This is a genomic window from Lentisalinibacter orientalis (genome assembly GCF_040706535.1).
GTDB lineage: Bacteria > Pseudomonadota > Gammaproteobacteria > Steroidobacterales > Woeseiaceae > Lentisalinibacter > Lentisalinibacter orientalis.
In genome coordinates, this window is record NZ_JAPDRJ010000001.1 from 66,882 (window position 1) to 89,862 (window position 22,981).

The following is a 22,981-nucleotide window of genomic DNA, read 5'->3' on the forward strand; positions in this document are numbered from 1 at the left end:
TCCCGCGCAAAGGCGGGCTTCAGGCCGGCCCTGTCTTTTCCGCCAGCTTGCCCGCCAGTTCCTCGATCAGCCGGGCCGCCGCCGGCTTGTTGGCGCGGATCTCGTCACGGCTCAGCCCCTGCAGCTCGTAGGGCAGCACCAGCCAGTCGGCCGTCTCGTGGATGAAGAAGTCGGGCGGCGCGACGGTGCGCTCCGTCGGGCGATACCAGACCGTGGCCGTGCGGATGTCGTGGGGCAGGTTGCGGCGCGTCTTGCGGGTCAGCTCGGCGATGACCGCCTGCACGCTCGCGCCCGTGGAGTAGACGTCGTCCACGATCAGCAGGCGATGCTCCGCCTCGAGGCGGTCCACGAGATACTGCAGCGCGTGCACCCGTATGCCCGCCACTGCATGGTCGCGCTTGTGGTAGGAATCCGGCCCCGTGTAGGAGGTGCGCACCGCGATGTGGTCCGTCTCCACGCCCAGATACTCCAGCCCCTCCTGCACCGCGATGCCGACGGCCGTGCCGCCGCGCCAGAGGCCCACCAGGAAATCGGGACGGAATCCGGCGTCGTGGATATCGACGGCGAGCCGAAAGGAATCCAGCAGCAGGTCGTTGGCGGCGATGAAGCGGCGTTCCATGGCGTGTCGATGCCCCCGGGCAAAAAACGTTAACATCGGCGGTCTGGGATGCCACATTATAGAGGCTGAGCCGCCCGCCGCACGCTCCGAAGGACAGGATGGACAAAATCTATATCTCGGCCCAGCGACTGCTGGAAGAATCGTTCCTGCTCGGAGCCAGAATCCTCGAGAGCGGCTTCCGGCCGACCATGATCATGGCCATCTGGCGCGGCGGGACCCCGGTGGGCATGGCCGTGCAGGAGCTGCTCTACTACTTCGGCGTCGACTCCGACCACATCGCCATCCGCACCTCTTCCTACCGGGGCATCGACCAGCAGGACGCCGTGGTGAAAGTGCTGGGCCTCGACTACATCGTGGACAAGATCTGCCACGACGACCGGTTGCTGATCGTCGACGACGTGTTCGACAGCGGCAAGAGCATCGCCGCCGTGATGGAGGAGCTGAAGCGCAAGACCCGGGCCAACATGCCCGGGGACGTGCGCATCGCGGTCCCCTGGTTCAAGCCCGCGCGCAACCGCACGAGCATGACGCCCGACTACTGGAACCACGAGACCGACGAATGGCTGGTCTTCCCCCACGAGGTGCTGGGCCTGAACGAGGAAGAGCTGCAGACGAAGAACCCCGCACTCCACGACCTGCTGGCCTCGGCCCGCACGGCGGACGCCTGACACGCCGGTGGCGGAGACGCTGCTCATCCTCGCGCTGCTCGGCCTCGCCGTCTGGGCCGTCCTCATCTTCAACCGCCTTGTCCGCGACCGTAACCGCACCCAGGCCGGCTGGAGCGACATCGACGTGCAGCTGCAGCGCCGCCACGACCTGATCCCCCGGCTCGTCGAGGCGGTGCGGGCCTACGCGGACTACGAGAGGGCCACCATGACGGCGGTGACGGAACTGCGCCGCCGCAGCGACGAGACGGACCGGCCGGCGGCGAAAGCGCGGCTCGAAGACGAGCTCGCCCGCGGCATCGACCGGCTGCTGGCCGTGGCCGAGAGCTACCCGGACCTGAAGGCCAACCGGAATTTCCTCGACCTGCAGGAGCAGCTGGTCGACACCGAGGACAAGCTGCAGTACGCGCGCCGTTTCTACAACGGCGCGGTGCGCGACCTGAATACCCGCATCCAGTCGTTCCCGGACCTGATCGTCGCCCGCACCCTCGGCTTCCGGGAGGCCGAATATTTCGACGCGGAGGCCGGCACCGAAGCCGCGCCGGCCGTGAAGCTGGGCGCCTGATGCTCCGGGCGGGAATGACCGCGCTGGCCACGCTCGCGCTGGCGGCCATGATGGCCACGGCTGCCGTCGCCGACGAGCGCATCCACCGCTACCACGCGGAGATCGCCGTGCCGGCCGCCGGCCCGATCACCGTCACGGAGACCATCGAGGTCAGCGCCGAGGGCGAACGCATCCGGCGCGGCATCTACCGGGACCTCCCCACCGATTACGAGGACGAAGCCGGCAACCGCATCCGCATCGTGCCGGAGTTCCGCTCCGTGCGGCGTAACGGATCGGCCGAGCCCCACCATACCGAGCGGCGCAGCAACGGAATACGCCTGTACATCGGCTCCGCGGATGAGCTGGTGCCGCGCGGCCGGCACGTCTACGAGATCACCTACACCGTGGATCGGGTGCTCGGCTACTTCGACGACCACGACGAGCTGTACTGGAACGTCACCGGCAACCAGTGGGCCTTCCCCATCGACGAGGCGGCGGCCACGGTGCGCCTGCCGGACAGTGTCGACGCGGCCGACGTCGGGGTGGAGGCCTATACCGGTCCTTTCGGCGCGACGGGACAGGACTACGAGGCAAGCGTGGATTTCCGCGGCAACGCGGTCTTCCGCGGCACCCGCGAGCTTCGCCCCGAAGAGGGGCTGACCATCGTCGTCTCCTGGCCCAAAGGCCACGTGGCCGAACCCACGGCGGCGGACGACCTGCGCTTCCTGCTGTCGCAGAACCTGGGCCTGCTGATCGCCCTCTCGGGCGCCGCCGGCTCCCTGTTCTACCTGCTGACCGCCTGGCGGCGCACCGGCGTCGATCCGGAACCCGGCGTGATCTTTCCCCACTACGAGCCGCCCGAAGGCTACTCGCCGGCCTCGCTCCGCTACGTGGCGGAGATGGGCTACGACAAACGCACCTTCACCGCGGCCGTGCTCAACCTGGCGGTGAAGGGCTTCGTCACCATCGAGGAGGACGACGGCGACTACGCGCTCGACCGCACGGCGAAGACCGACGACGGCTCCCTGGCCCCGGGCGAATCCGCGATACTTTCACACCTGTTCGCCAGCGCCAACCGGATGGCGCTGGACAACCAGTACCACAGCATCGTCGGCGGCGCCATGAAGGCCCACGAGAAGGCGTTGAAGCGGGACTACTACCAGCGCTATTTCGTCAGCAACAGCGGCTTGCTGCTGCCCGCGGTCGTGCTGCTCCTCGGTGCCGGTATCGGCGCTGCGATCGCCGACCGGCTTACCCTGTTCGCCGCCATCGCTCTCGCGGCCGGCGGAGCCGGCGTCGTCCTGTTCGCCTGGCTGCTGAAGGCGCCGACGCCGCACGGGCGCAGGCTGCTCGACAAGGTGGAAGGCTTCCGCCTCTATCTGGAGGTGGCGGAGAAGGACGAGCTGAACCTGAGGAATCCGCCGGAGCGAACGCCGGAACTCTTCGAAGCCTACCTGCCCTTCGCCCTCGCGCTGGAGGTGGAGCAGCCCTGGGCCGAGCAGTTCGCCGACGTCTTCGCCCGGCTGCGCGGCGAGACCGGCAGCGACTGGCACCCGCGCTGGTACGCCGGGCGCTGGGACGCCGGCAACCCGGTGAAGATGAGCCGGGCCGTCGGCAGCTCGCTGAACTCGGCGATTGCCTCGGCGGCCACACCGCCGGGTTCCTCCTCGGGCGGCGGCGGCGGCGGTTCGTCCGGCGGCGGCGGAGGGGGCGGCGGAGGCGGCGGCTGGTAGCCGCTCAGCCACGGTGCCGGATGGCCGGATGGTCGATCGGAATGCGATCGCCTACCAGTCGTAAGAGACGTTGAAGGCCACGCTGCGGCCCACCGCGTCGATGCCCGAGCCATGGGTCCTGTACGCCTTGTCGAGGACGTTCTCGGCGGCCAGGCGGATGCGCCAGTTCGCCTCCGGGCGCCAGGTGGCATGGAAGTTCAGCGTCGTCCAGCCCGGCGTGCCTTCCGGGTCGATGCGCACGTCACGGATGTCGCGCGCGGCGAGGCGGTTCTGCGCGGCGGCGAACTCCAGGTAAGACTCCAGCTCGAGTCGGTCCACGGGCTCCCAGGTCAGCCCCAGCCGCCCGTTCAGGGGCGGGATGCGGTCGGCGGGTTCGGCCGGGCTGCCCGGCTCCCGTTCCTCGCCATAGGTGTAGTTGAGGACGGCGTCCAGCCCCCATCGCTCGCTCCAGCGCAGGCGCAGACCCGACTCAACGCCCCAGATCTCCGCCTCGGCGAGGTTGCGGCTCTGCACGATGTCGCGGCCGTCCGGGGTCGTCTCCCCGGTGAGCACCGAGGTGATCCGGTCCCGATAGTCGAGACGGTACACCATGAACTCGAACTGCCAGCCGTCGCCGGCACCCTTGAAGCCGATGTCGTACTGATAGACCTGCTCGGGCCCCAGCGAGGTGTTGGCGATATTGAAGCGGTTCCCGGGCCGCGGTCCGAGCGTGCCGAGATCGAAGATATTCGGCGCGCGGAAGCCCCGGCCGACGTTCGCCACGAGATTCCAGCGATCGTCGAGCCGGTACACCCAGCCGATGTCGCCGCTGACGTCGTCCGGCGTCAGCGTGGCAGCGGGAGATGTCACGGTCGAGGCCAGCTCTATGCGCGCCGAGCTGTATCTGAGGCCCGCCGAGATGCGGTGCCGTTCGCCGATATCGCTCAGCGCGTGCACGTAGACCGCCCGCTGCTCCATGGTGGAACCGTCGGGGAAGCGCGCGGCGATTGCCTCGGTGGCGCCAGTGGCGAGATCCAGCGCGGTCCGCGTGCTGCTCACCGTGTCGTAATACCATTCGGCGCCCCAGGTCCAGCCGGTCGGGCCGACCTGACGCGAGCCGTTCAGCGTTAGCCCGAAGAGATCGCTCCGGTTGTCCTCGAAACGGCGGACATCGGAGCCGGTCTCGCGATTTCGGCGGTCGTCAACGATCTGCTGCCAGGCGAGATCCAGTCTCCAGTCGCTGCCCAGCGGCCCGTCCGTCCGCTCGCCCTGGAAGTGCACGAAGTGGCGTTCGTTGGGCTCGAAGAAGAACTCGGCCGAGGAGGGTTCCGTCTGGCCGAAACCGGGCACCAGCTCGTCGACGCGCGGCGTTTCCGGCTGGCGCAGATACTGGACGTCGAGCAGCCAGCGCAGATCGTCTGCCGGGCGGCCCGTGAATGCGAGCCGAGCGGCCTCCGATTCGAAGCCGCTCGGCTCCACGGTCTCGCCGTCGCCCGTGCGCCGGTCGCCGATGTTGCGGTAATCGATGCTCGCCAGCATCGCGAAGCGCTCGTTGCCCGTCTCGACGCTCCCCGCCACGGAACCGCCCCGCTCGCCCGTGTTGCCACCGATGGCGATCCGTCCCCGGGACTGTTGATCCGTCCCCTCGAACGCGGGTTTTCTGGAGAGAACCTGCACGACGCCGCCCATCGCATCGCTGCCGTACAGGGAGGCTTCCGAGCCCCTGACGACCTCGATCCGCTCGACCCAGACAGGTGCCACCAGGGCCAGATACTGGGTGGGAGCATTCCGGAATATCGCATTATTCAGGCGGATGCCGTCGACCAGGTGCAGCACCTCGGACCCTTTCAAACCCCTGATGATGGCCACGCCCTGCCCGGGGGTGGTCTGCTGCAGGTAGACGCCGGCGGTCTGGCCCAGCGCATCGGTCACCAGCGTCCCCGCCGCGATTTCTTCGGCCGGGATGAGTATGACCCCGGTGGGGACGTCGGTCACCGTCGCCGGGATCCGCGTGGCGGTTACCTGGATCTCGTCGATCACCTCTTCTGCCGCCGCCGGCTGGAGAGCCAGAGCGAGTGCGGCAACGGTGCCGAGGAGTCTTGGTGTCATGCTGGCAGTTCCTTCTGTGCAACTCTTACGGGCAGCGGCCGGCAGGCCGGCTACCGGGAACAAAGCGGGCTAGGATAACTCCCGCAGCCGTTTCCCGCCTAACGGTGCGCCGGGCTTCGCCGTTACTGGGCTCCAGAGCCCTGTGCTAGACTCGGACCGCCTTTGGCGGCACGGCGAGCAACGCGAATAATGAACAGGTTCATTCAGGAACTGCGCCGGCGGAGCGTGTTCCGAGTCGCCGGCCTGTACGTAGGCGTCTCCTGGATTCTGATCGAAGCAGCGAGCGTGCTGCTGCCCACTTTCGAAGCGCCGGAGTGGGCACTGCGCTGGCTCGTCATCGTTGCGTTCATCGGCTTCCCTGTCGCCCTGGTCCTGGCCTGGGTCTTCGAAATCACGGAGCGCGGCGTCGTCCGCGAATCGGAGGTCGATGAAGCCACCCAGCCGCTGGTCAGCGGCCGACAGGCCGACTTCATCGCGATCGGCGTCCTCTCCGTCGCCCTCATCTTCTCCGTCTACCTGAACGTCACACGCACCACGCCGGAAGTGCAGGCGGAACTCGAGCCCACGTCCGTCCTGATCGCGGACTTCGAGAACACGACGGGCGACTCCCTGTTCGACGGACTGCTCGAGCAGGCGCTGAACATCGGCATCGAATCCGCCCCGCACATCACCGCGTATCAGCGCAACGCGGCGGAGAGGGTGGCCAGGCAGGTATCCCCGGACACGGACGGTATCGATGCGCAGGTGGCACGCCTGATCGCGGTGCGCCAGGGCATCGACCTGGTGCTCGCGGGCCGCATTGCCGCGGACGGCCCGGGCTACGAGCTGAGCGTGCGCGCCGTTGATCCACAGAGCGGCGAAACCGCCTCGGAGACAACCCGCACCGCCAAAGCAAAAGACGCGGTACTGGCGGCCGTGGGTGAACTCTCCGCCGATATCCGCGAGGCTCTGGGCGACGTGACGCTCAAGAGCGGCGAGGCGGCCACGGCCGAAACCTTCACCGCGGCCTCCATCGAGGCGGCGCAGGCCTATACGACGGCCATCGATCTCGCTTTCGAGGGCGAGCACGAGGGTGCCATCGCGAAATTCGAGGAAGCCACCAGGATGGATCCGCGCTTTGGTCGGGCCTATTCGGGCTGGGCACTCAGCGCCTTTAAACTGGGCCGGGCGCAAGAAGCGGAGGAGCTCTGGAAGAAGGCGCTGTCGCTGATGGATACGATGACCGAGCGTGAGCGCCTGCGCACGCAGGGGCTCTATTACGCCGGAGTCAGTCGCAACATCGACAAGGCCATCGAGAGCTTCGAGCGCCTGGTCGAGAAGTATCCCGCGGATGCGGCCGGGCACAACAACCTCGCGGTCTCGTATTTCCTCGGACTGGAGTTCGACAAGGCCGCCGGGCAGGGCCGCCACATCCTGGAGATCTATCCGACGAGCGAGCTGTATCGGACCAACTACGCGCTCTATGCGATGTACTCGGGCGAATTCGACAAGGCCAGGGCGGAAGCGCAGAAGGTCCTCGAACGGAATCCCGACTACGGCTCCGCTTATCTGCCGCTCGCCATCGCCGCGCTGGCCCAGGGCGAACCCGATGCGGCGCGGGAAGCATACCGGAAGATGGCCGCGGCCTCGAAGAGCGAACACGGTCCCTCCCTGGCCAGCCTGGGCCTGGCCGACATCGACATCTACACGGGCCGGTTCGAGTCAGCGCGGCAGATACTTACGGACGCCATCGAGACCGATCTCGCCAACGAGAACCCGCAGGCGGCGGCGAGGAAATATCTGGCCCTTGCGCACGCCCGGCTGGCGGAGGGCCAGTACGACGAGGCCGTCGCAGCGGTCAGGGACGGACTGGCGCTGGCCTCCGACCTCGCCGAGCGCGTGCCCGCCGGCATCATCTACGTGATGACCGGACGTCTGGAGAAGGCGGGAGAGATCGCGGACGATCTGGCGAGCCAGCTACAGCCCCAGAGCCGGGCCTACGGCCTGATGCTGAAAGGGATGATCGCCCGCGAGGACGGGGACTACGTCACCGCCGTGGATAACATGCGTGAAGCCATCGAACTGGCCGACCTGTGGCTGATCCACTTCGAACTCGGCCAGACCTACCTGGCCGGCGAATACTACGCGGAGGCGCTGGACGAGTTCACCGTCGCCGACCAGCGCCGCGGCGAGGCCTCCGCGGTCTTCCTGGACGACACGCCTACCTATCGCTACATGGCGACGATGCCCTACTGGCAGGGCCGCGCACAGGAGGCGCTGGACATCAAGGCCGCCGCTCACGAGAACTACCGCGCGTTCCTGTCCCGCTGGGAGACCGGCGGGCGCCTCGTCGAGGACGCCCGCCAGCGGTTGCCTTGACGGCCTCGGCGGCCGGCGCTAGGGCTTGAGCTTCAGCTCCCCGTACTGCCTCTGTCCCGTGGTCACGTCCTCCACCATCGCGCAGTAGAACGTGCCGCCCCGCTCCGCGGGCAGATCCTGGCCGTCCGGCCCCACCGCCTGCCAGTTGAACTGCCAGGTGAAATCGTTCTTCTGGCGGATGCCACTGGAGCCCGGATCCTCGTTCACGACCGGATTGCCCGGGTCCGCACAGGGCGATATCTGGATGCGCTGACTGGCCGGCCCGGTGTCAATCGGCGTCCCGTCGGCGCCAAGCCATGCCCAGACAAGCGGGATGGAGGTGCCCGACTTGAGATTGTTCGGGTTCTGGGTGGTCGTGATGCCGCTCGCGTCGAGGCCGACGGTGACGGTGAATCCGGCAGTGGTCTCGTTGCCGGCGTCGTCCGTCGCCGTGCAGGACACCGCGGTATCGCCGAGCGGGAACAGGCTGCCCGAGGCCGGCGCACAGGTGACCTCCACGTCGCTGTCCACGAGATCGGTCGCGCTCACGTCCGCGTCGTAGTCCACGACCGCACCATCGGCACCGGTCGCGATTACCGTGAAGTCTGACGGGACCGTCAGCGACGGGGCGGTGGTATCGACGACCTGCACGCTGAACATGCCGGTACCGCTGTTGCCGCTGTCGTCTGTCGCCGTACAGTTGACCGCCGTCGTACCCAGCGGGAACGTGCTGCCGGAGGCCGGCGTACAGACGATCTCGACGTCGGTATCGACGGCATCGGTGGCCGTCACGTCATAGGTCGCCGTGTCGTCGAAATCGACGATCGCGCCGTCCGGACCGGTGGCCTCCACGCCGGTGATATCGCCCGGCACCGTGATGGTCGGCGCCGTCGTATCCACGACCGTCACCGAGAACGGAGCGCTCGCCGCATTGCCGGAGGAGTCCGTGCCGGTACAGGTCACCGATGTCGTCCCCACCGCAAAAGTGGCAGGCGACGTGATGACCGTTCCGTCGGCATCCACCGTACAGACACTACCGGGCGACGGATCGTAGAGATCGACCGCGCTGACGGTGAAGGAGACCGAAGCACCCGAGGGGCCGGTCGCCTCGACGGCGGAGGTGTCGACCGGTGTCGTGGAGACGGTGACCACCGGCGGCGTCGTGTCGACCACCGAGACGTCGAAGGCGTCGATGACGCTGTTGCCGCCCTGGTCCGTCGTCGTGCACGACACGGGCGTCGTGCCCACATCGAAGGTGCCGGTAAACAGTCCCGGACTGGCCGCATCCTCGACGATCGTGGCACCGGTTGCCGAACAGGTGGTCTGCGTGGCCGTATTGTCGGTGGCGGAGACGGTGAAGCTCACCGTGGCGCCACCGGGACCCGTCGCCTCGACGCCGGTGAAGATACCCGCAACGCTCGTCACCGGATCCGTGAAGTCATCGACCGAGACGGTGATGCCGGCGGTGGCAATGTTGCCTTCCGTATCGCTGGCCGTACAGGTGACGGCGGTATCGCCGAACGGGAAGAGAGTGGTGCCGTCCTGGATCGTCAGCGTCCCGGACGTACAGCCGACGCTGGCCGGGTCGAGATTCGGATCGCTGACCGAGATGGCATCCGGCAACGTGCCGGGCGTCGGCACCGGCGCACCCGCGGGCGACGTCGCCTCGTAGGTCACCGTGCCGCCGTCGGCCGGGAAGAACTCCGGCGGTATCAGATCCGGCGGGGCGATCTTCTCGAAACCGGTGTCGATGCAGTCGACCTGTTCGTTGAAGTCGGGGTCGCCGGGCTGGCCGGTGTTCACGTCCAGCGTGCTGCAACCGTGGGCCGCGGCGCCGAATGCGACCTTCGCGGCGACGCCCTTGCCGTCCTGGGGCGAACACCCGGCCGGTGCAGGCTCGTTTTTCTCCGCCGCCTGGTAACAGGCGTCGAGACGTTGCAGCTCTTCCCGGGAAGGACCGGTTGCCCAGATGCGGGCGGTAATCACCACCTGCTCGCCGGGCTGCGCAGCAAACGACAGGGCGCCGTCGTAGGGAGTCTGGTCCTCCGGCGTGAAGGCCGTCGGCAGCGCGACATCGGCCAGGCTGCCCGCCTGCAGGCCGGGTGCCTGGAGGCCCGGGGCGACCAGGTCGGCCGTCGCCAGTATCTCGTTGTCGGACGTCGGCGCCAGTACGCACTGCCCGTCCGCAGCGGTCAGGCCGGTCGTATTCTGGATATTCGGCGACCAGGCGATCAGCTGGACCTGATGGCTGTCCGGATCCAGGCCGAAGAGTGCGACGTCACCGGAGTAGGTCGTAGTCACATTGCCGTCGGCCGTCACCACATACACCACGTCCTGATAAACGATGTCACCCTCGGCGGCCGCCTGCAGGCTCGGCGCCTGGAAGCCCGGCGCCTGCAAACCGGGACTGGTCAGCGATCCGGCCTGGTAGCCGGGCGCCTGCAGTCCCGGCGCCTGAAAACCGGGCGCCTGCAATCCCGGCGCCTGATAACCCGGCGCCTGGAAGCCCGGCGCCTGCAGACCCGGCGCCTGCAGACCCGGCGCCTGCAGTATCGGCGCCTGCAGACCCGGTGAGGCGAGACTGATGTTGTGCGCCTCGGCGTTCTCCACCGAGTCGCAGGCCGGGTCGTAGTCCGGCGAGGTCGGATCGGTCCTGCCCTCGCAGAACACCGGATCGAACAGCTTGCCGTCACTCAGTTCCACGGTGCTGACGAGCCCGCCGAACGAAACGCCGTCCGCCGGGCAGGACCCTTCGTAGGCATTCACCCGGATGACGGTCTCCGCGTCGCTGCTGGTGACGAATGCCGAGCGCGCCGCCGAGGCCTGCGCCGCCACGGGAACTTCCAGCAGGGTGCGCCGGGGCGCCTCCTGAAGGAGGATGTCGTCGAAATAGTTGAACGCCGGCAGCGGATCGAACGAGGCGCGCGCCGGGCTGCAACTGGTCGGCGAGGCGCACAGGTAGTCGGCCGGCTGGTTCATGATCTTCAGGCAATAGGACGACGGCTGGGTCCCGGGGTTGCTGATCACCAGCGGGAACATGCGCTGCACTGTGTTGAAGCGGCGGCTCTGGGTGAGCGCGACCAGCGTCGGCACGTCTTCCACCAGCGAGCTGTAGACATTCGTGTCCCGGCTGCGGCTGAGGCTGAAGTTCACCGAACTGCAGAAAGCCGGTGAGTCGTCCGGCTGGGTGGGATCGTCGTCGGGCTCGGTCACCGCCTTGAGTTCCGGCGCCTGCCTGGGCTGCCCGGCCAGCGTCGCCTCCGCGCCCTCTTCGTCGTTCGCGGCCTGGAAACCCGGCGCCTGGAAACCCGGTGCCTGCAGGCCAGGCGCCTGGAGCCCCGGCGCCTCGGTACCCTGGACCGGCGCGAACAGGAGCTGCGTGGCGAAAGGATCGCCGATGCGGATGTCCCGGTTCTCGCCCCAGGCGACGAAGATATTCTCCTTCGCTATGAAGCCGCCGCTCTCGTCCGGCTGCTCCGGCAGGCTGTTCTGGATCCAGCGGCCACTCGGCGTCTTGCGCACGAGCGGCGTCGCTATGGAGCCGTAATCACCGTTGTAGGCCAGCGTGCCGCTGGCGTGCGTGCGCAGGTTCAGACGGTTGGTCTGCGCCTCCTGCACCGTGCCGTCGGACAGGACGATGGTGTCATAGTTGGATACGCGCACCGGCGAGAGCAGGCCGTCGTCGATCGGCTGCCTCGGCGTGCAGCCTCCCTGGGCCGACGTCGCCGAGCAACCCTCGATGCGGGTCATATAGATGTCGGCCGTACGGAAGATGCGCGAACCCGGGCCGTTATAGTCGTAGATCAGCGGTATCTCGTCCGCCGGGCGCGGCCGCGTCGACTCCTCGCGGCGCGTGTCCCACCAGGCCACGTCCACGCGCCCCTTCGTACCGTGTGCGAAGGGCAGCACCTGATAGCCGGTCGGGCTCTCGCCGCCCGGGCCGATGGCGACCGGTCCGGTGTCACGCTGTATACCGCTGCCGTTGCCGCCGAGATTGAGGTCGAGGATGAACGGCTCGTCCGGGTAGTCCGCGCTGCCGTACCAGTTCTTCCCGTCGGTCGAGGACATGCCCACGATGCGCGGGATGCCCGGATAGGTGCCGAAGGGAGCACCCGCCAGCTGTTCACAGCCACCGACCGCGGCGGTACTGCGCCAGCGCTGCTCGGACTCGTCGTAGACGACCCGATCGGCGGAGAACACCCATACGCGCTCGCCATCGTCCGCCATCCACGGGAAGGTGAAGTTGCGGAACGTGGCCCCGCTCGCCTGCTGGTCGAACGGGCAGATCGGAAAGGTCGTCTCCGTCTTCGCCCAGGACTTGCCCAGGTTGGACGAGAACGCATGCACGATGGCGTCCGTCTCGTTGGAGTCGCGGCTGCGACGATAGGTGAGCGAGATGCCCTTGTCTGGAAGGTAAGCGAGCGACACGCCCGTGACCACGTTCAGTTCTTCGGACACCTTCTTCGGGTTGGCACAGGTCGCCCCGTTGTCCTCGCAGACGATCGCGTAGAGCTTGACCGAGTTGCCGGAGCCGGTGAACACGGAATAGGCGACGACGATGACACCGTCGGGCGTGGTCACCTCGATCGGCTCGCTGACGCCCTCGACGTTGATGGACTGGGTGATCTTCGGCTGCGACTCGGCCGTGTCGCCGGCCTGCGTTTCCTTTATCGCATACAGCGACGCCACCTTGTCGATGAAACGGCCTTCGGTGCCCAGGTCGATGATGCGAACGAACGTCTCCGGCTTGTTGAAATCGCCGTCCTCCTGGTTGAAGTCGACGAAACGCTGCAGGGCGAGCACGCCCTGGTCGCTGTCTCTGAAGCTGGCGATGTACGACAGCAGCGACATGCCCGGCGTACCGATGCCGGGGATGGCGACCAGCGCGGGATCCGCCGCGAAGCCCTGGCCGATGGACGACGTGGGATGGCCGACGTAGCCCGGCACGAGCCTGCTCTTCCACGTCTTGCCGAAGTCGTTGCTCTCGGCCACGCCGATCCAGCCGTCGCCCTGGATGGAGGGCCAGTCCGAGGCACGCATGTCGTTGAAGGCACAGAGTATGTAGGCCGGGTTATTCGGCCTGACGACGCAGGACGGCTCGTTCTGCTGTTTCAGGCGCCAGTCCGGGATGCGGTCGAAGTCCGGGTCCGGCGTCGGGCCGACGATGTTGACGTTCGGCCCCGGCGTGACGAACTGCTGTTGCTGGGCCGGCGCGTTGACGCCGAGAAACAGGACCAGTGCGGCGGCCAGACACACGAAACCTGGCCGGACACCCCGGCGGGACAACGCACTACGCATCATATTCTCCAACCCTTTTCTCCACCCTTGAGGCAGAGGTTCTTATTAGGGGACGATGACTTACTGGAAGGGCGATTTATTATCGTTCGTATATCTGGGCTCAGTATAACCACAGGGTTGACTGGCTACACAATTTATGTCTGACGACGCGAAGCACAAACTGTCCGGGCGGACAGGAAAATGACCGGGATGACGCGAGAAAAGCCATTCTGGTCATGGACTTGGCTGCTGCCTCCCCTCCTCCTGCTCGGTGGCTGCACCGACGGCAACGACAGCGCCGAGACCGGCGAGCGGCTACCGGTCGCCGCACCCTCCTCCGGATTATGGAAAGGCACCTTCCCCTGCGCCGACTGCCCGGGCATCGACGTCACGTTGTGGCTGCGTCCGGACGGTGCCTTCTTCCTGCGCCAGCACTACCTGGCAGACGACGGCGACGGCGAGCGTTACTACAGCATCGGACGCTGGGTGTGGGACGAGGCCGAGCCCGCGCTCCGGCTGCGCAGCGGCGGGCCGGAGCGCGCGTTCGACAGGCCCGGACCGGGCCTGCTGGCGATGCGGGTAGCCTCCGACCTGCCCCATCGCCTCGAAAGAAGCGGCGACCTCGTGCCGTTCACCGACACGGTCGTGCTGGAGGGCGAATACCGGGTCGCCGACGGGGAGCGCCGTTTTCACGAATGCCGCAGCGGCCTCACCTGGCCCATAGTGCCCCGGGGAGATTATCGCCGCCTGCTGCATCAGTACGGCCGGGTACCACGTGGCGAGAACGCGATGGCGACGGTCCGCGGCCGCCTCGAGCCGACGGACAGCGGCGACGCTCTCCTCGTCGAGGAACTCGTGCAGCTGCAGCCCGGGCGACGCTGTCCCTGAGAGAAAGGAAAAACGAACGCCGGGTCCTGTTGCGCGGGAGCCGGAAGTGGTAGCTTTCGGCGCTTGTGCCTGAAGGGCGGAGACGGGGCATGGCCCATCCGCGACGTATTGTCATCCCGACCGTCATCCCGACCGTCATCCCGGTCGTCATCCCCATTGTGCTGGCCTGCGCCGGCATGCTCGCGCTGTCCGGCTGCGGCCAGTCCGAGCAGGCCGCGGCCGACGATGGTGCTCCGGCGGCTCCCGCCGCTCCGGCGGGCGTCAAGGTCTACCGCCACTCCCTGGATGGCGCCCCCTCCACCATCGACCCCGTCCAGTCTTCCAACATCTACGCCAATACGGTCGTCCTGAACGCCTACGACACCCTCTACCGTTTCAAGTACCTGGCGCGGCCCTACGAGGTCACTCCCAATCTGGCTTCGGCGATGCCGGAGATCTCCGACGACGGCCTGGTCTATACCATCCGCATCAAGCAGGGCGTGCACTTCATCGACGACCCCGCCTTCGCGGACGGCGTCGGCCGCGAGGTGACGGCCGAGGACTTCATCTACAGCCTGAAGCGGCATTTCGATCCGTCCCAGCGGCCGCGCGGCGCATGGCTGTGGCAGGGGCGCATAGTCGGGCTGGACGAATGGAAGGACGCCGGTTCGGACTACGACGCCGAAGTCGAGGGCCTGCGCGCCCTCGACCGCTACACGGTCCAGGTCACCCTGGAGAAGCCGTATCCCCAGTTCATCTACACGCTGACCCAGGGTTACGCCGCGGTCGTGCCGCGCGAAGCCGTCGAGAAATACGGGCGGGAGTTCGGCTCCCACCCCGTCGGTTCGGGCCCGTTCCGCGTGATCGCCTACGACTCGTCCCGGGTGGTCTACGAACGCAACGAGAACTTCCGGCAGGAACCCGTGGACCTCGCCGCCGAGGGCTACGACCCGGCCACGCAGGCCTACACCGGCGTGGAAGCCATCGAGGGCCGCTCGCCGCCGTTCGTCGACCGCCTGCAGATCGACTTCATCACGGAGAACGCCGCCCGGTGGAACTCCTTCACGAAAGGCAACGAGATCCAGTATCTGACCGTGCCGAACGAACAGGTGGATCGCATCCTGGCCTCGAAGGACCCGATCACGCCCACGCCGGAGATCGCCGGGCGCTACCACATGCACCACGGTGTGGAGTCCGGCTTCGTGTTCATGAACTTCAACATGGACTTCCCGGAGATCGGCTACAACGACGATCCCGAGCGCGAGCGCCGCAACCACGCGCTGCGCTGCGCCATGATCAAGGGTTTCGACTGGCACCGGCGCAACGAGAGCTTCTACTTCGGTCTCGGCCAGGTCTTCCCCGGCGTCATCCCGCCGGCGGTGCCCGAGTACGATCCGGAGCTGTCCCGGGACAGCGTCACGCTGGACATCGAGGGAGCCCGCCGGCTGCTGACGGAGAACGGCTGGAACGCGGACAACCTGCCGGAGCTGGTCTACGGCGCCCAGGCCGGCGTCAGCCAGCGGCTGTTCTACGAGCAGTTCCGCGGTTTCATGAAGAAGATCGGTTATCCCCGGGAGAAGATCGTGCTGAAGCAGTACGCGACTTTCGGGGACTTCATCAAGGACGTCTCCCAGAGCCGCCTGCCGCTGGTCGCCATGGGCTGGGGCCTCGACTACCCGGACGCGGAGAACACGCTGCAGCTGTTCTACGGACCGAACCACTCTCCCGGCTCCAACAACTCGAACTGGTCGAACCCGGCGTATGACCGCCTCTACGAACAGTCCGCGGTGATGCTGCCCAGCCCGGAGCGCACCGAGATTTACCGCCGCATGAACCAGATGGTCATCGACGACTGCGTGGCCATCACCGGCCTGTCCCGCACCCGGGTCTACCTCTGGCACAAGGACGTGATCGCCATGCCGGACCGCCAGATCGTCGGCGGCTTCTTCATGCGCTTCGTGGACATCGCCGACGGCGCCGGGGAGACCTGACGATGGAAGTCCTGCAGTACGCCGTCAGGAAGCTCATCGGCGGCATCCCGCTGATACTGGGCGTCACGTTCGTGAGCTTCCTGCTGATGGTGTACTTCGGGCCCGACCAGACCTACGAGCTGCTGGGCAAGAACCCCACCGAGGAGCAGATCGCCGAAGTCCGCAAAGAGCTCGGCTACGACCGCCCGTTCTTCGTGCGCTACGGCGAGTACCTGAAGGAACTCGTGACGCTCGACTTCGGTCTGTCCGACTCCACCGGCGAGCCGGTGAGCGAGATGCTCGGGCGCAGCATCCCCATCTCGCTGGCGCTCATCACGCCCGGGTTCATCCTCGGCAACGTGCTCGGCATCCTGCTGGCGCTCGTCGCCGCCTACCACCGCAGCGGCTGGATCGACAAGGCCATCATGGGTTTCTCGGTGGTGGGCATGAGCGTGTCCTTCCTCATCGTCATCATCGGCTTCCAGCTGCTGCTCTCCTCGAGCTACGGTCTGAACCTCTTCCCGGTGCGGGGCTGGAACGTGCATTCGCTGCACGACTACGTCATGTACGTGACCGTGCCGACGCTGGCCACCGTGTTCGTGGCGCTCGGCTACAACACCCGCTTCTACCGCGCCGTGCTGGTGGAGGAGATGACGCGGGATCACGTGCGCACGGCACGGGCCTTCGGCATCCCGCCGGGCAAGCTGCTGTACAAGCACATCCTGAAGAACTCGGCCATCCCCATCATCACCCGCATCATGTTCTCCATCCCGCTGGTGATCGTGAGCGGCAGCCTGCTGATCGAGAGCTATTTCGGCATACCGGGCGTCGGCAAGGTCACCTTCGACGCCATCACCACGGGCGACCAGCCGGTGCTGAAGGCGGTGGTCGGACTCACCGCGGTGCTCTTCGTCATCACCCTGCTGCTCACCGACATCATGTACCGGGCCGTGGATCCCAGGGTGTCGCTGAAATGAGTGCCATACCGGAAACCTCGGACCAGCTGCGCGGCGGCGTGGACCCCAACCCGTCGGCCGAGCCCGACCGGGCGGAGTCCATCTGGGGCAAGGCGGTCTACAAGTTCCGCCGCGACCGCGCGGGCATGGTCGGACTCGGCGTCGTCTTCGCCTATTTCGTCATGGCGCTGGGCGTGTGGCTGGGCGTCTGGGGCATGGAGTGGAGCGACGTCGAGGGGCCCAAGTGGGCGCCCATGAGCGCGGAGCACTGGTTCGGCACCAACATCATCGGCCAGGATATCTACCAGCGCGCGGTCTACAGCACCAAGACGGCCTTCGAGATCGGCCTGATCGTGGCGGTACTCTCCACGATCATCGGCGCCTTGCTCGGCGCCCTGGCCGGATTCTTCAGCGGGACCTGGATCGACGAGATCATCCTGTGGATGAAGGGCGTGCTGGACTCCATCCCGTTCTACCTGTTCGTGGCCGCCGTGGCCTTCGCGCTGGAAGGCAACGCCTGGTCGATGCACGTGGCCATGGTGTCGGTGTTCTGGACCACCACCGGACGGCTGGTGCGAGGCGAGGTGATCAAGCTCAGGAACTTCGAGTTCGTGGAGGCCTCCCGGGCCATCGGCGTGCCCCAGACGACCATCATCTTCCGCCATATCGTGCCGAACACGTTCCACATCCTGCTGGTGCAGGCCACCATCGTGTTCGTGGCCGCCATCAAGTCCGAGGTCATCCTGTCGTTCCTGGGCCTCGGCGTGCAGGACGGCGTGAGCTGGGGGCTGATGATCTCCGAATCCACGCTGGAGGTGCTGGCGGGCTACTTCAACAACTTCATCTGGGCCTCGGTGTTCCTGTTCGGCCTGGTGATGGCGTTCAACATGTTCTCCGACGCGCTGCAGGACGCGCTGGATCCGAAGAAGGTGGCCGAGTCGTGAGCGCCCGCGAGCCCGTACTCAGCGTGCGCGACCTGGTGGTGGAGTTCACCACCCGCTACGGCCCGGTGCGCGCCGTGGACGGGGTGAGCTTCGACGTGTATCCCGACGAGACGCTGGGCATCGTGGGCGAGTCCGGCTGCGGCAAGACGGTGACGGGGCTGTCCATCCTGGGACTCATCCCCTCGCCGCCCGGGCGCATCGTCTCCGGCGAGATCCGCCTCGGCGGCCGCGATCTGACGAAGATGCCCGAGGAGGAGCTGCGCGACCTGCGCGGCCACGAGATCTCCATGATCTTCCAGGAGCCCATGACGGCGCTGAACCCGGTGCTGACCGTCGGCAGCCAGATGGTCGACGTGCTGCGCCGGCACAAGCAATACACCCGCCGCCAGGCCCGGGCCGTGGCGGTGGAGATGCTGGCGCGGGTCGGCATCCCGGTGCCGGACAAACGCATCGACGAATACCCCCACGAGATGTCCGGCGGCATGCGCCAGCGGGTGATGATCGCCATGGCGCTCTCCTGCGACCCGAAGGTGCTGATCGCCGACGAGCCCACCACCGCACTGGACGTCACCACCCAGGCCCAGGTACTGGAGCAGATCGTGAAGCTGCAGGAAGAGTTCCACATGGCGGTGGTGCTGATCACCCACGACCTGGGCGTGGTGGCCGAGACCTGCCACCGGGCGCTCGTCATGTACTGCGGCGAGGTCATCGAGCGGGCCGAGATCGACCGCCTGTTCGAGGCGCCCCGGCATCCGTATTCCCGGGGCCTGCTCGATTCCATCCCCCGCCTCCGCGCCGAGAAACTCGCCGAACTGCCGGTGATACCCGGCATGGTCCCGGACCTGATGCACCTGCCCCCCGGCTGCCGTTTCGCCGACCGCTGCCCGCGGGCCGAGGACGACTGCCGCCGCGAACGCCCCGCCCTCGACGGCGGCCCCGGCTCGCCCGCCGCCGTCTCCTGTTTCCACCCGCTGGCCTGAGGACGCACCGTGCCGACCCCGCTGCTGAAAGTCGTCGATCTGAAGAAGCACTTCCCGGTGCGGGGCGGTCTGTTCCGGCGCGTGCAGGCCTGGGTGCGGGCCGTGGACGGGGTGAGTTTCGAGCTGGAGCGTCAGCGCACCCTGGGCCTGGTGGGCGAGTCCGGCTGCGGCAAGTCGACGCTGGGCCGCGCGGTGCTGCGCCTGACCGAGCCGACCGGCGGCGCGGTGCACCTGAATGGCGAGGACGTCCTGGCGCTGTCCGCGGACGCCATGAAGGCGAAGCGCCGGGAGATGCAGATCATCTACCAGGACCCCTACGCCTCGCTCAGCCCCCGGCGCCTCATCGGCCAGACCATCCAGGAGCCGCTGGACGTGCACGGCATCGGCACCCCGGCCGAGCGCCGCCGGCGCGTGGAGGAACTGCTGGACATCGTCGGTCTCCGGAAGCAGGTGCTGTCGCGCTACCCCCACGAGTTCTCCGGCGGCCAGCGCCAGCGCATCGGCATCGCCCGTGCCCTGGCGCTGAACCCGAGCTTCATCGTGGCCGACGAGCCGGTGTCCGCGCTGGACGTCTCGGTGCAGTCACAGGTGCTGAACGTCATCGCCCGGCTGCAGCGCGAGCACGGGGTCGCGTTCCTGTTCATCTCCCACGATCTGGCCGTCATCCAGCACGTCAGCGACGACGTGGGGGTGATGTACCTCGGCGCGCTGGTGGAGTTCGCCACCAGCGAGGACCTGTACCGGGATCCGAAGCACCCCTACACCCGGGCGCTGATGTCGGCCATACCGGTGCCGGACGTGAAGCGGAAATCGAAGCGCATCGTGCTGGGCGGCGATGTGCCCTCGCCCATGCATCCGCCGTCGGGCTGCCCTTTCCATCCCCGCTGCCCGGAGGCGATGCCCCAGTGCCGGGAGGTGGTGCCGCCGAAGGTCAATGCGGGCACCGCGGCGAAACCCCATTACGTGCGCTGCCACCTCTATACCGACGCCGGCGCGGCGCCGGCCTGAGTCTCCGGCGGAGCGGCGCCAGCGCTCAGCCCTGATTCAGCTTCTGCTCCAGGTGCTCGACGATGGCGTCGATCACCTTCAGCCGGGCGTGGTGCTTGTCGTCGCCCTCCACCAGGATCCAGGGCGCGCCCCGGGTGCTGGTGTACTGGATCATGTCGTGGGCGGCCACGGCGTAGTCGTCCCAGCGTTCCCGGTTGCGCCAGTCCTCGTCGGTCAGCTTCCAGTGCTTGTAGGCCGACTCGGCGCGCTGGCGGAAGCGGACCAGCTGCTCTTCCTTGCTGACGTGCAGCCAGAACTTCATCAGCAGCATCCCCCGGTCCGTGATCTGCCACTCGAAGTCGTTGATCTCGTTGTAGGCCCGGCGCCACTCGTCCTCGCTGGCGAAGCCCTCCGTGCGCTCCACCAGCACGCGCCCGTACCAGCTGCGGTCGAAGATGGCCACGTGTCCCGCCCGCGGCAGCCGGCGCCAGAAGCGCCAGAGATAATGCTGGGCGCGCTCTTCCTCGGTGGGCGCGGCGAACTGATGCACCCGGTAGGTGCGCGCATCCAGGCCCCAGACGGTGCGGCGGATGGCGCCGCCCTTGCCCGCCGCATCGGGGCCCTCGAACACGAGCACCGTCGACAGCCCCTCCGCCGTGGCCTGCCGGGCCAGTTCGCCGAGGCGGGCACGGCGTTTCTTCAGCTGCTTCTTGTATTCGCGGCGCGGCAGTGCCAGGGAGAGGTCCAGCCGGTCGAAGACCGTGAGCCTGCGGGCAGGATCTTCCTCGCTGTCCTCGCGGTGGGTGGCTGCCGGCTCCGCCTGGCGCTCCCGGGCCGCCTGACGCTCGTGCTGCTCCAGGTGGCGGCGCAGTTCGGCGACCAGAATCTCGCCGACCCGCAGATGACGGAAGTTCTCGTCGGCGCCCTCCACGATGTACCAGGGCGCCAGCGCCCGGTTCGTGCGCGTGATGATCTTCTCGGCGGCGGCGACGAAGGTGTCGTAGTTCTCGTGATTGCGCCAGTCCTGCTCCCCCACCTTGTAGGCGAGCGCCGGGTCGGCGGACAACGCCTCCAGACGCTCCTTCTGCCGGTCGCGGCTGAGATGCATCCAGAACTTCAGGATCAGCGCGCCGTCGTCACCCAGCGCATTCTCGAAGCGGATGATCTCGCCCAGCCGGTCGTCGAACACGCTGCCGTCGAGTTCGCCGTAGACCCGCTTCAGCAACGGACGGGAGTAACGCCCGCTGAGGAACAGGCCGGTGCGGCCCTTCGGCGGCAGATCCAGCCAGTAGCGCCAGAACCGGGGTCGGGCCCGCTCCTCTTCGGTGGGATCCTGGTAACCGATGGTGCGAACGAAGCGGGGATCCATCCATTTGTTGAGGATGTTCACCGTGGTGGACTTGCCCCCGCCGTCGACACCGGCGAAGTCGATGATGACCGGAAAGCGGGCCAGCTCGAGGATGCGATACTGCAGCTCCAGCAGCTCGCCGCGCAGGGCTTTCTCGCGCTCCTTGAATTCGGCCTTGGCGACGCTCTGGCCGAGTTCGGCGGTATCGAACATGACTGCTCCGTGGGCAATCCGTAATCGGGTCGTAATGTCGTATTCTAACGCGGCGGGCGGGCGCACCGCCCGGTGCGATGCTAGGATGCGGACGGACGGGGCGAGGCAAGGGTACCGGGAGTCGAGCATGGAAGAGCAATCTGTCGCGAAGCTGGATGCCACGGCCCGGCGACTCTACGAAGAGATCCACGCGCGGCCCTTCCCGAAGATCACCCCGCCCACCTCGGTCCGGCACCTGGTGACTTTGACCGCGGATATCGACGCGGAGGAGGTCATCAGCCATTTCTACGGGCTGATCGGCCAGTCGCCGCCCGCCGACGCTCCAAAGTCGAACACGCTGCTGCTCGAGGGCGACGGCTACAACGTGCGCCTCGAGCGGCACCGTGAGTTCTGCTCCTATCTGTTCATCTGGCAGAGCGAATCCCCGGACGGCATGCTCGTGCGCAAGCGGGTGGTGCCGGAGGAGTGGCTCGCCGCGCTGCCCGGCCGCCTGATGATCCAGAACAGCGTGAAACTGATCCCGGACGACTACACCGAGATCGATGCGAGCAAGGTCCGGGAGCACCTGGAGAACCACACGGTGACCGGTGCCCGGGTGATCGGCGGGCGTGCGACGATCTGGACCAGTTTCCGGCTGCACAGCGACGACAGCGCACGCTACGTGGTCTTCGTCGGCGACCTCAGACCGGCGCAGACCGGTCAGCTGCTGCAGCTGCTGGTGGAACTCGAGACCTACCGCATCCTCGCCCTGCTGGGCTTCCCGCTGGCGCGCAGCATGACCGCCGAACTCGCCCGCATCAACACCGGCCTGTCGGCGCTGCTGGAGCAGCTGCGCCACGCGGACACCATGGAGGCCGAGCGCGAGATCCTGATCGACATCACCGAACTGTCGGGCAGCCTCGAAGAGCTGCAGACGCGGGCCAGTTTCCGCTTCGGCGCCACCCGCGCCTACTACCAGCTGGTGAACGAGCGGCTCGAGGCGCTGGACGAGGAGCCGTTCGGCCGGGTGCCGATGCTCTCGACCTTTCTCGGCCGGCGGCTCGGCCCGGCCATGCGCACGGTCACGGCCATCCAGTCCGAGATCCAGCAGATCTCCGGCCGGCTGTCCTCGGCCACCTCGCTGCTGCAGGCGCGGGTCAACCTGCACCTGCAGGAACAGAACCGGACGCTGCTCTCGTCCATGGACCGACGCAGCCGCATGCAGCTTCGCTTGCAGACCACCGTGGAAGGCCTGTCCGTGGCCGCCATCACCTATTATTCCGTCGGCCTGCTGGACCGGCCCTACGCCCTGATGGAGCAGGTGGGGCTGGTACCGAGTGGCCGGGTGCTGTCAGCGCTGTCGGTCATTCCGGTGGCGGCGCTGGTGTGGTTCCTGATCCGCCGGGTGCGGCGGCGGGTGGAGAAAGAGGCCTAGACGGAAACGCGGCGGCGCTCCAGAAGGAAAAAGCGCCGC

The 22,981-nt window shown here is 67.4% G+C and carries 15 protein-coding genes; 11 read left to right on the plus strand and 4 right to left on the minus strand.

The genetic code is table 11. The features are described from left to right. Nucleotides 1-19: 19 nt before the first annotated feature. Nucleotides 20-619: a phosphoribosyltransferase gene (locus ACJMK0_RS00295; protein WP_405234821.1), complete on the minus strand. Its 600-nt coding sequence runs from the start codon at nt 617-619 to the stop codon at nt 20-22. A 98-nt stretch (nt 620-717) separates the two neighbouring features. Between ACJMK0_RS00295 and ACJMK0_RS00300 the strand changes: the two genes are divergently transcribed. From ACJMK0_RS00300 to ACJMK0_RS00310, 3 genes are read left to right on the plus strand one after another with little or no spacing between them, the layout of a single operon-like run. Continuing rightward, the gene (locus ACJMK0_RS00300) at nt 718-1,287 is read left to right on the plus strand and encodes a phosphoribosyltransferase (RefSeq protein ID WP_405234822.1); all 570 of its coding nucleotides are present in this window, start codon (nt 718-720) and stop codon (nt 1,285-1,287) included. A 7-nt stretch (nt 1,288-1,294) separates the two neighbouring features. Then, nucleotides 1,295-1,849 carry a LemA family protein gene (locus tag ACJMK0_RS00305; protein WP_405234823.1) on the plus strand — a complete coding sequence of 185 codons (555 nt, stop codon included), beginning with the start codon at nt 1,295-1,297 and terminating at the stop codon, nt 1,847-1,849. Continuing rightward, nucleotides 1,849-3,561, plus strand: coding sequence for a DUF2207 domain-containing protein (locus tag ACJMK0_RS00310; RefSeq protein ID WP_405234824.1), 1,713 nt, complete (start codon nt 1,849-1,851; stop codon nt 3,559-3,561). Before ACJMK0_RS00305 ends, ACJMK0_RS00310 begins: the two co-directional genes overlap by 1 nt. A gap of 51 nt (nt 3,562-3,612) precedes the next feature. Here the strand turns inward: ACJMK0_RS00310 and ACJMK0_RS00315 are convergent, their stop codons facing one another. Further along, the gene (locus tag ACJMK0_RS00315; RefSeq protein ID WP_405234825.1) at nt 3,613-5,649 is read right to left on the minus strand and encodes a TonB-dependent receptor plug domain-containing protein; all 2,037 of its coding nucleotides are present in this window, start codon (nt 5,647-5,649) and stop codon (nt 3,613-3,615) included. 189 nt (nt 5,650-5,838) lie between these two features. Between ACJMK0_RS00315 and ACJMK0_RS00320 the strand changes: the two genes are divergently transcribed. Further along, the gene (locus tag ACJMK0_RS00320; RefSeq protein ID WP_405234826.1) at nt 5,839-8,007 is read left to right on the plus strand and encodes a tetratricopeptide repeat protein; all 2,169 of its coding nucleotides are present in this window, start codon (nt 5,839-5,841) and stop codon (nt 8,005-8,007) included. A gap of 18 nt (nt 8,008-8,025) precedes the next feature. Here ACJMK0_RS00320 and ACJMK0_RS00325 read toward each other — a convergent pair whose 3' ends face one another. After that, the gene (locus ACJMK0_RS00325) at nt 8,026-13,242 is read right to left on the minus strand and encodes an HYR domain-containing protein (RefSeq protein WP_405234827.1); all 5,217 of its coding nucleotides are present in this window, start codon (nt 13,240-13,242) and stop codon (nt 8,026-8,028) included. A 231-nt stretch (nt 13,243-13,473) separates the two neighbouring features. On the opposite strand from ACJMK0_RS00325, the gene ACJMK0_RS00330 reads away from it, so the two are divergent. The 6 genes from ACJMK0_RS00330 to ACJMK0_RS00355 all read left to right on the plus strand — a co-directional run bounded on the left by ACJMK0_RS00330 (nt 13,474) and on the right by ACJMK0_RS00355 (nt 19,988). Next, nucleotides 13,474-14,151, plus strand: coding sequence for a copper resistance protein NlpE N-terminal domain-containing protein (locus ACJMK0_RS00330; RefSeq protein WP_405234828.1), 678 nt, complete (start codon nt 13,474-13,476; stop codon nt 14,149-14,151). An 89-nt stretch (nt 14,152-14,240) separates the two neighbouring features. Further along, complete coding sequence (locus ACJMK0_RS00335) at nt 14,241-16,121, plus strand: ABC transporter substrate-binding protein (RefSeq protein WP_405234829.1); 1,881 nt, start codon at nt 14,241-14,243, stop codon at nt 16,119-16,121. 2 nt (nt 16,122-16,123) lie between these two features. Beyond that, complete coding sequence (locus ACJMK0_RS00340) at nt 16,124-17,077, plus strand: ABC transporter permease (RefSeq protein WP_405234830.1); 954 nt, start codon at nt 16,124-16,126, stop codon at nt 17,075-17,077. Next, nucleotides 17,074-18,000: an ABC transporter permease gene (locus ACJMK0_RS00345; RefSeq protein WP_405234831.1), complete on the plus strand. Its 927-nt coding sequence runs from the start codon at nt 17,074-17,076 to the stop codon at nt 17,998-18,000. Before ACJMK0_RS00340 ends, ACJMK0_RS00345 begins: the two co-directional genes overlap by 4 nt. Next, a complete protein-coding gene (locus ACJMK0_RS00350; RefSeq protein WP_405234832.1) occupies nt 17,997-18,980 on the plus strand; it encodes an ABC transporter ATP-binding protein in 984 nt (327 codons plus the stop codon). Before ACJMK0_RS00345 ends, ACJMK0_RS00350 begins: the two co-directional genes overlap by 4 nt. A gap of 9 nt (nt 18,981-18,989) precedes the next feature. Further along, the gene (locus ACJMK0_RS00355) at nt 18,990-19,988 is read left to right on the plus strand and encodes an ABC transporter ATP-binding protein (RefSeq protein WP_405221633.1); all 999 of its coding nucleotides are present in this window, start codon (nt 18,990-18,992) and stop codon (nt 19,986-19,988) included. Nucleotides 19,989-20,013: 25 nt separating this feature from the next. Here the strand turns inward: ACJMK0_RS00355 and pap are convergent, their stop codons facing one another. Further along, nucleotides 20,014-21,528, minus strand: coding sequence for a polyphosphate:AMP phosphotransferase (gene pap / locus ACJMK0_RS00360; RefSeq protein ID WP_405234833.1), 1,515 nt, complete (start codon nt 21,526-21,528; stop codon nt 20,014-20,016). A gap of 127 nt (nt 21,529-21,655) precedes the next feature. Between pap and ACJMK0_RS00365 the strand changes: the two genes are divergently transcribed. Then, nucleotides 21,656-22,942: a DUF3422 family protein gene (locus ACJMK0_RS00365; RefSeq protein ID WP_405234834.1), complete on the plus strand. Its 1,287-nt coding sequence runs from the start codon at nt 21,656-21,658 to the stop codon at nt 22,940-22,942. Nucleotides 22,943-22,981 lie beyond the last annotated feature (39 nt).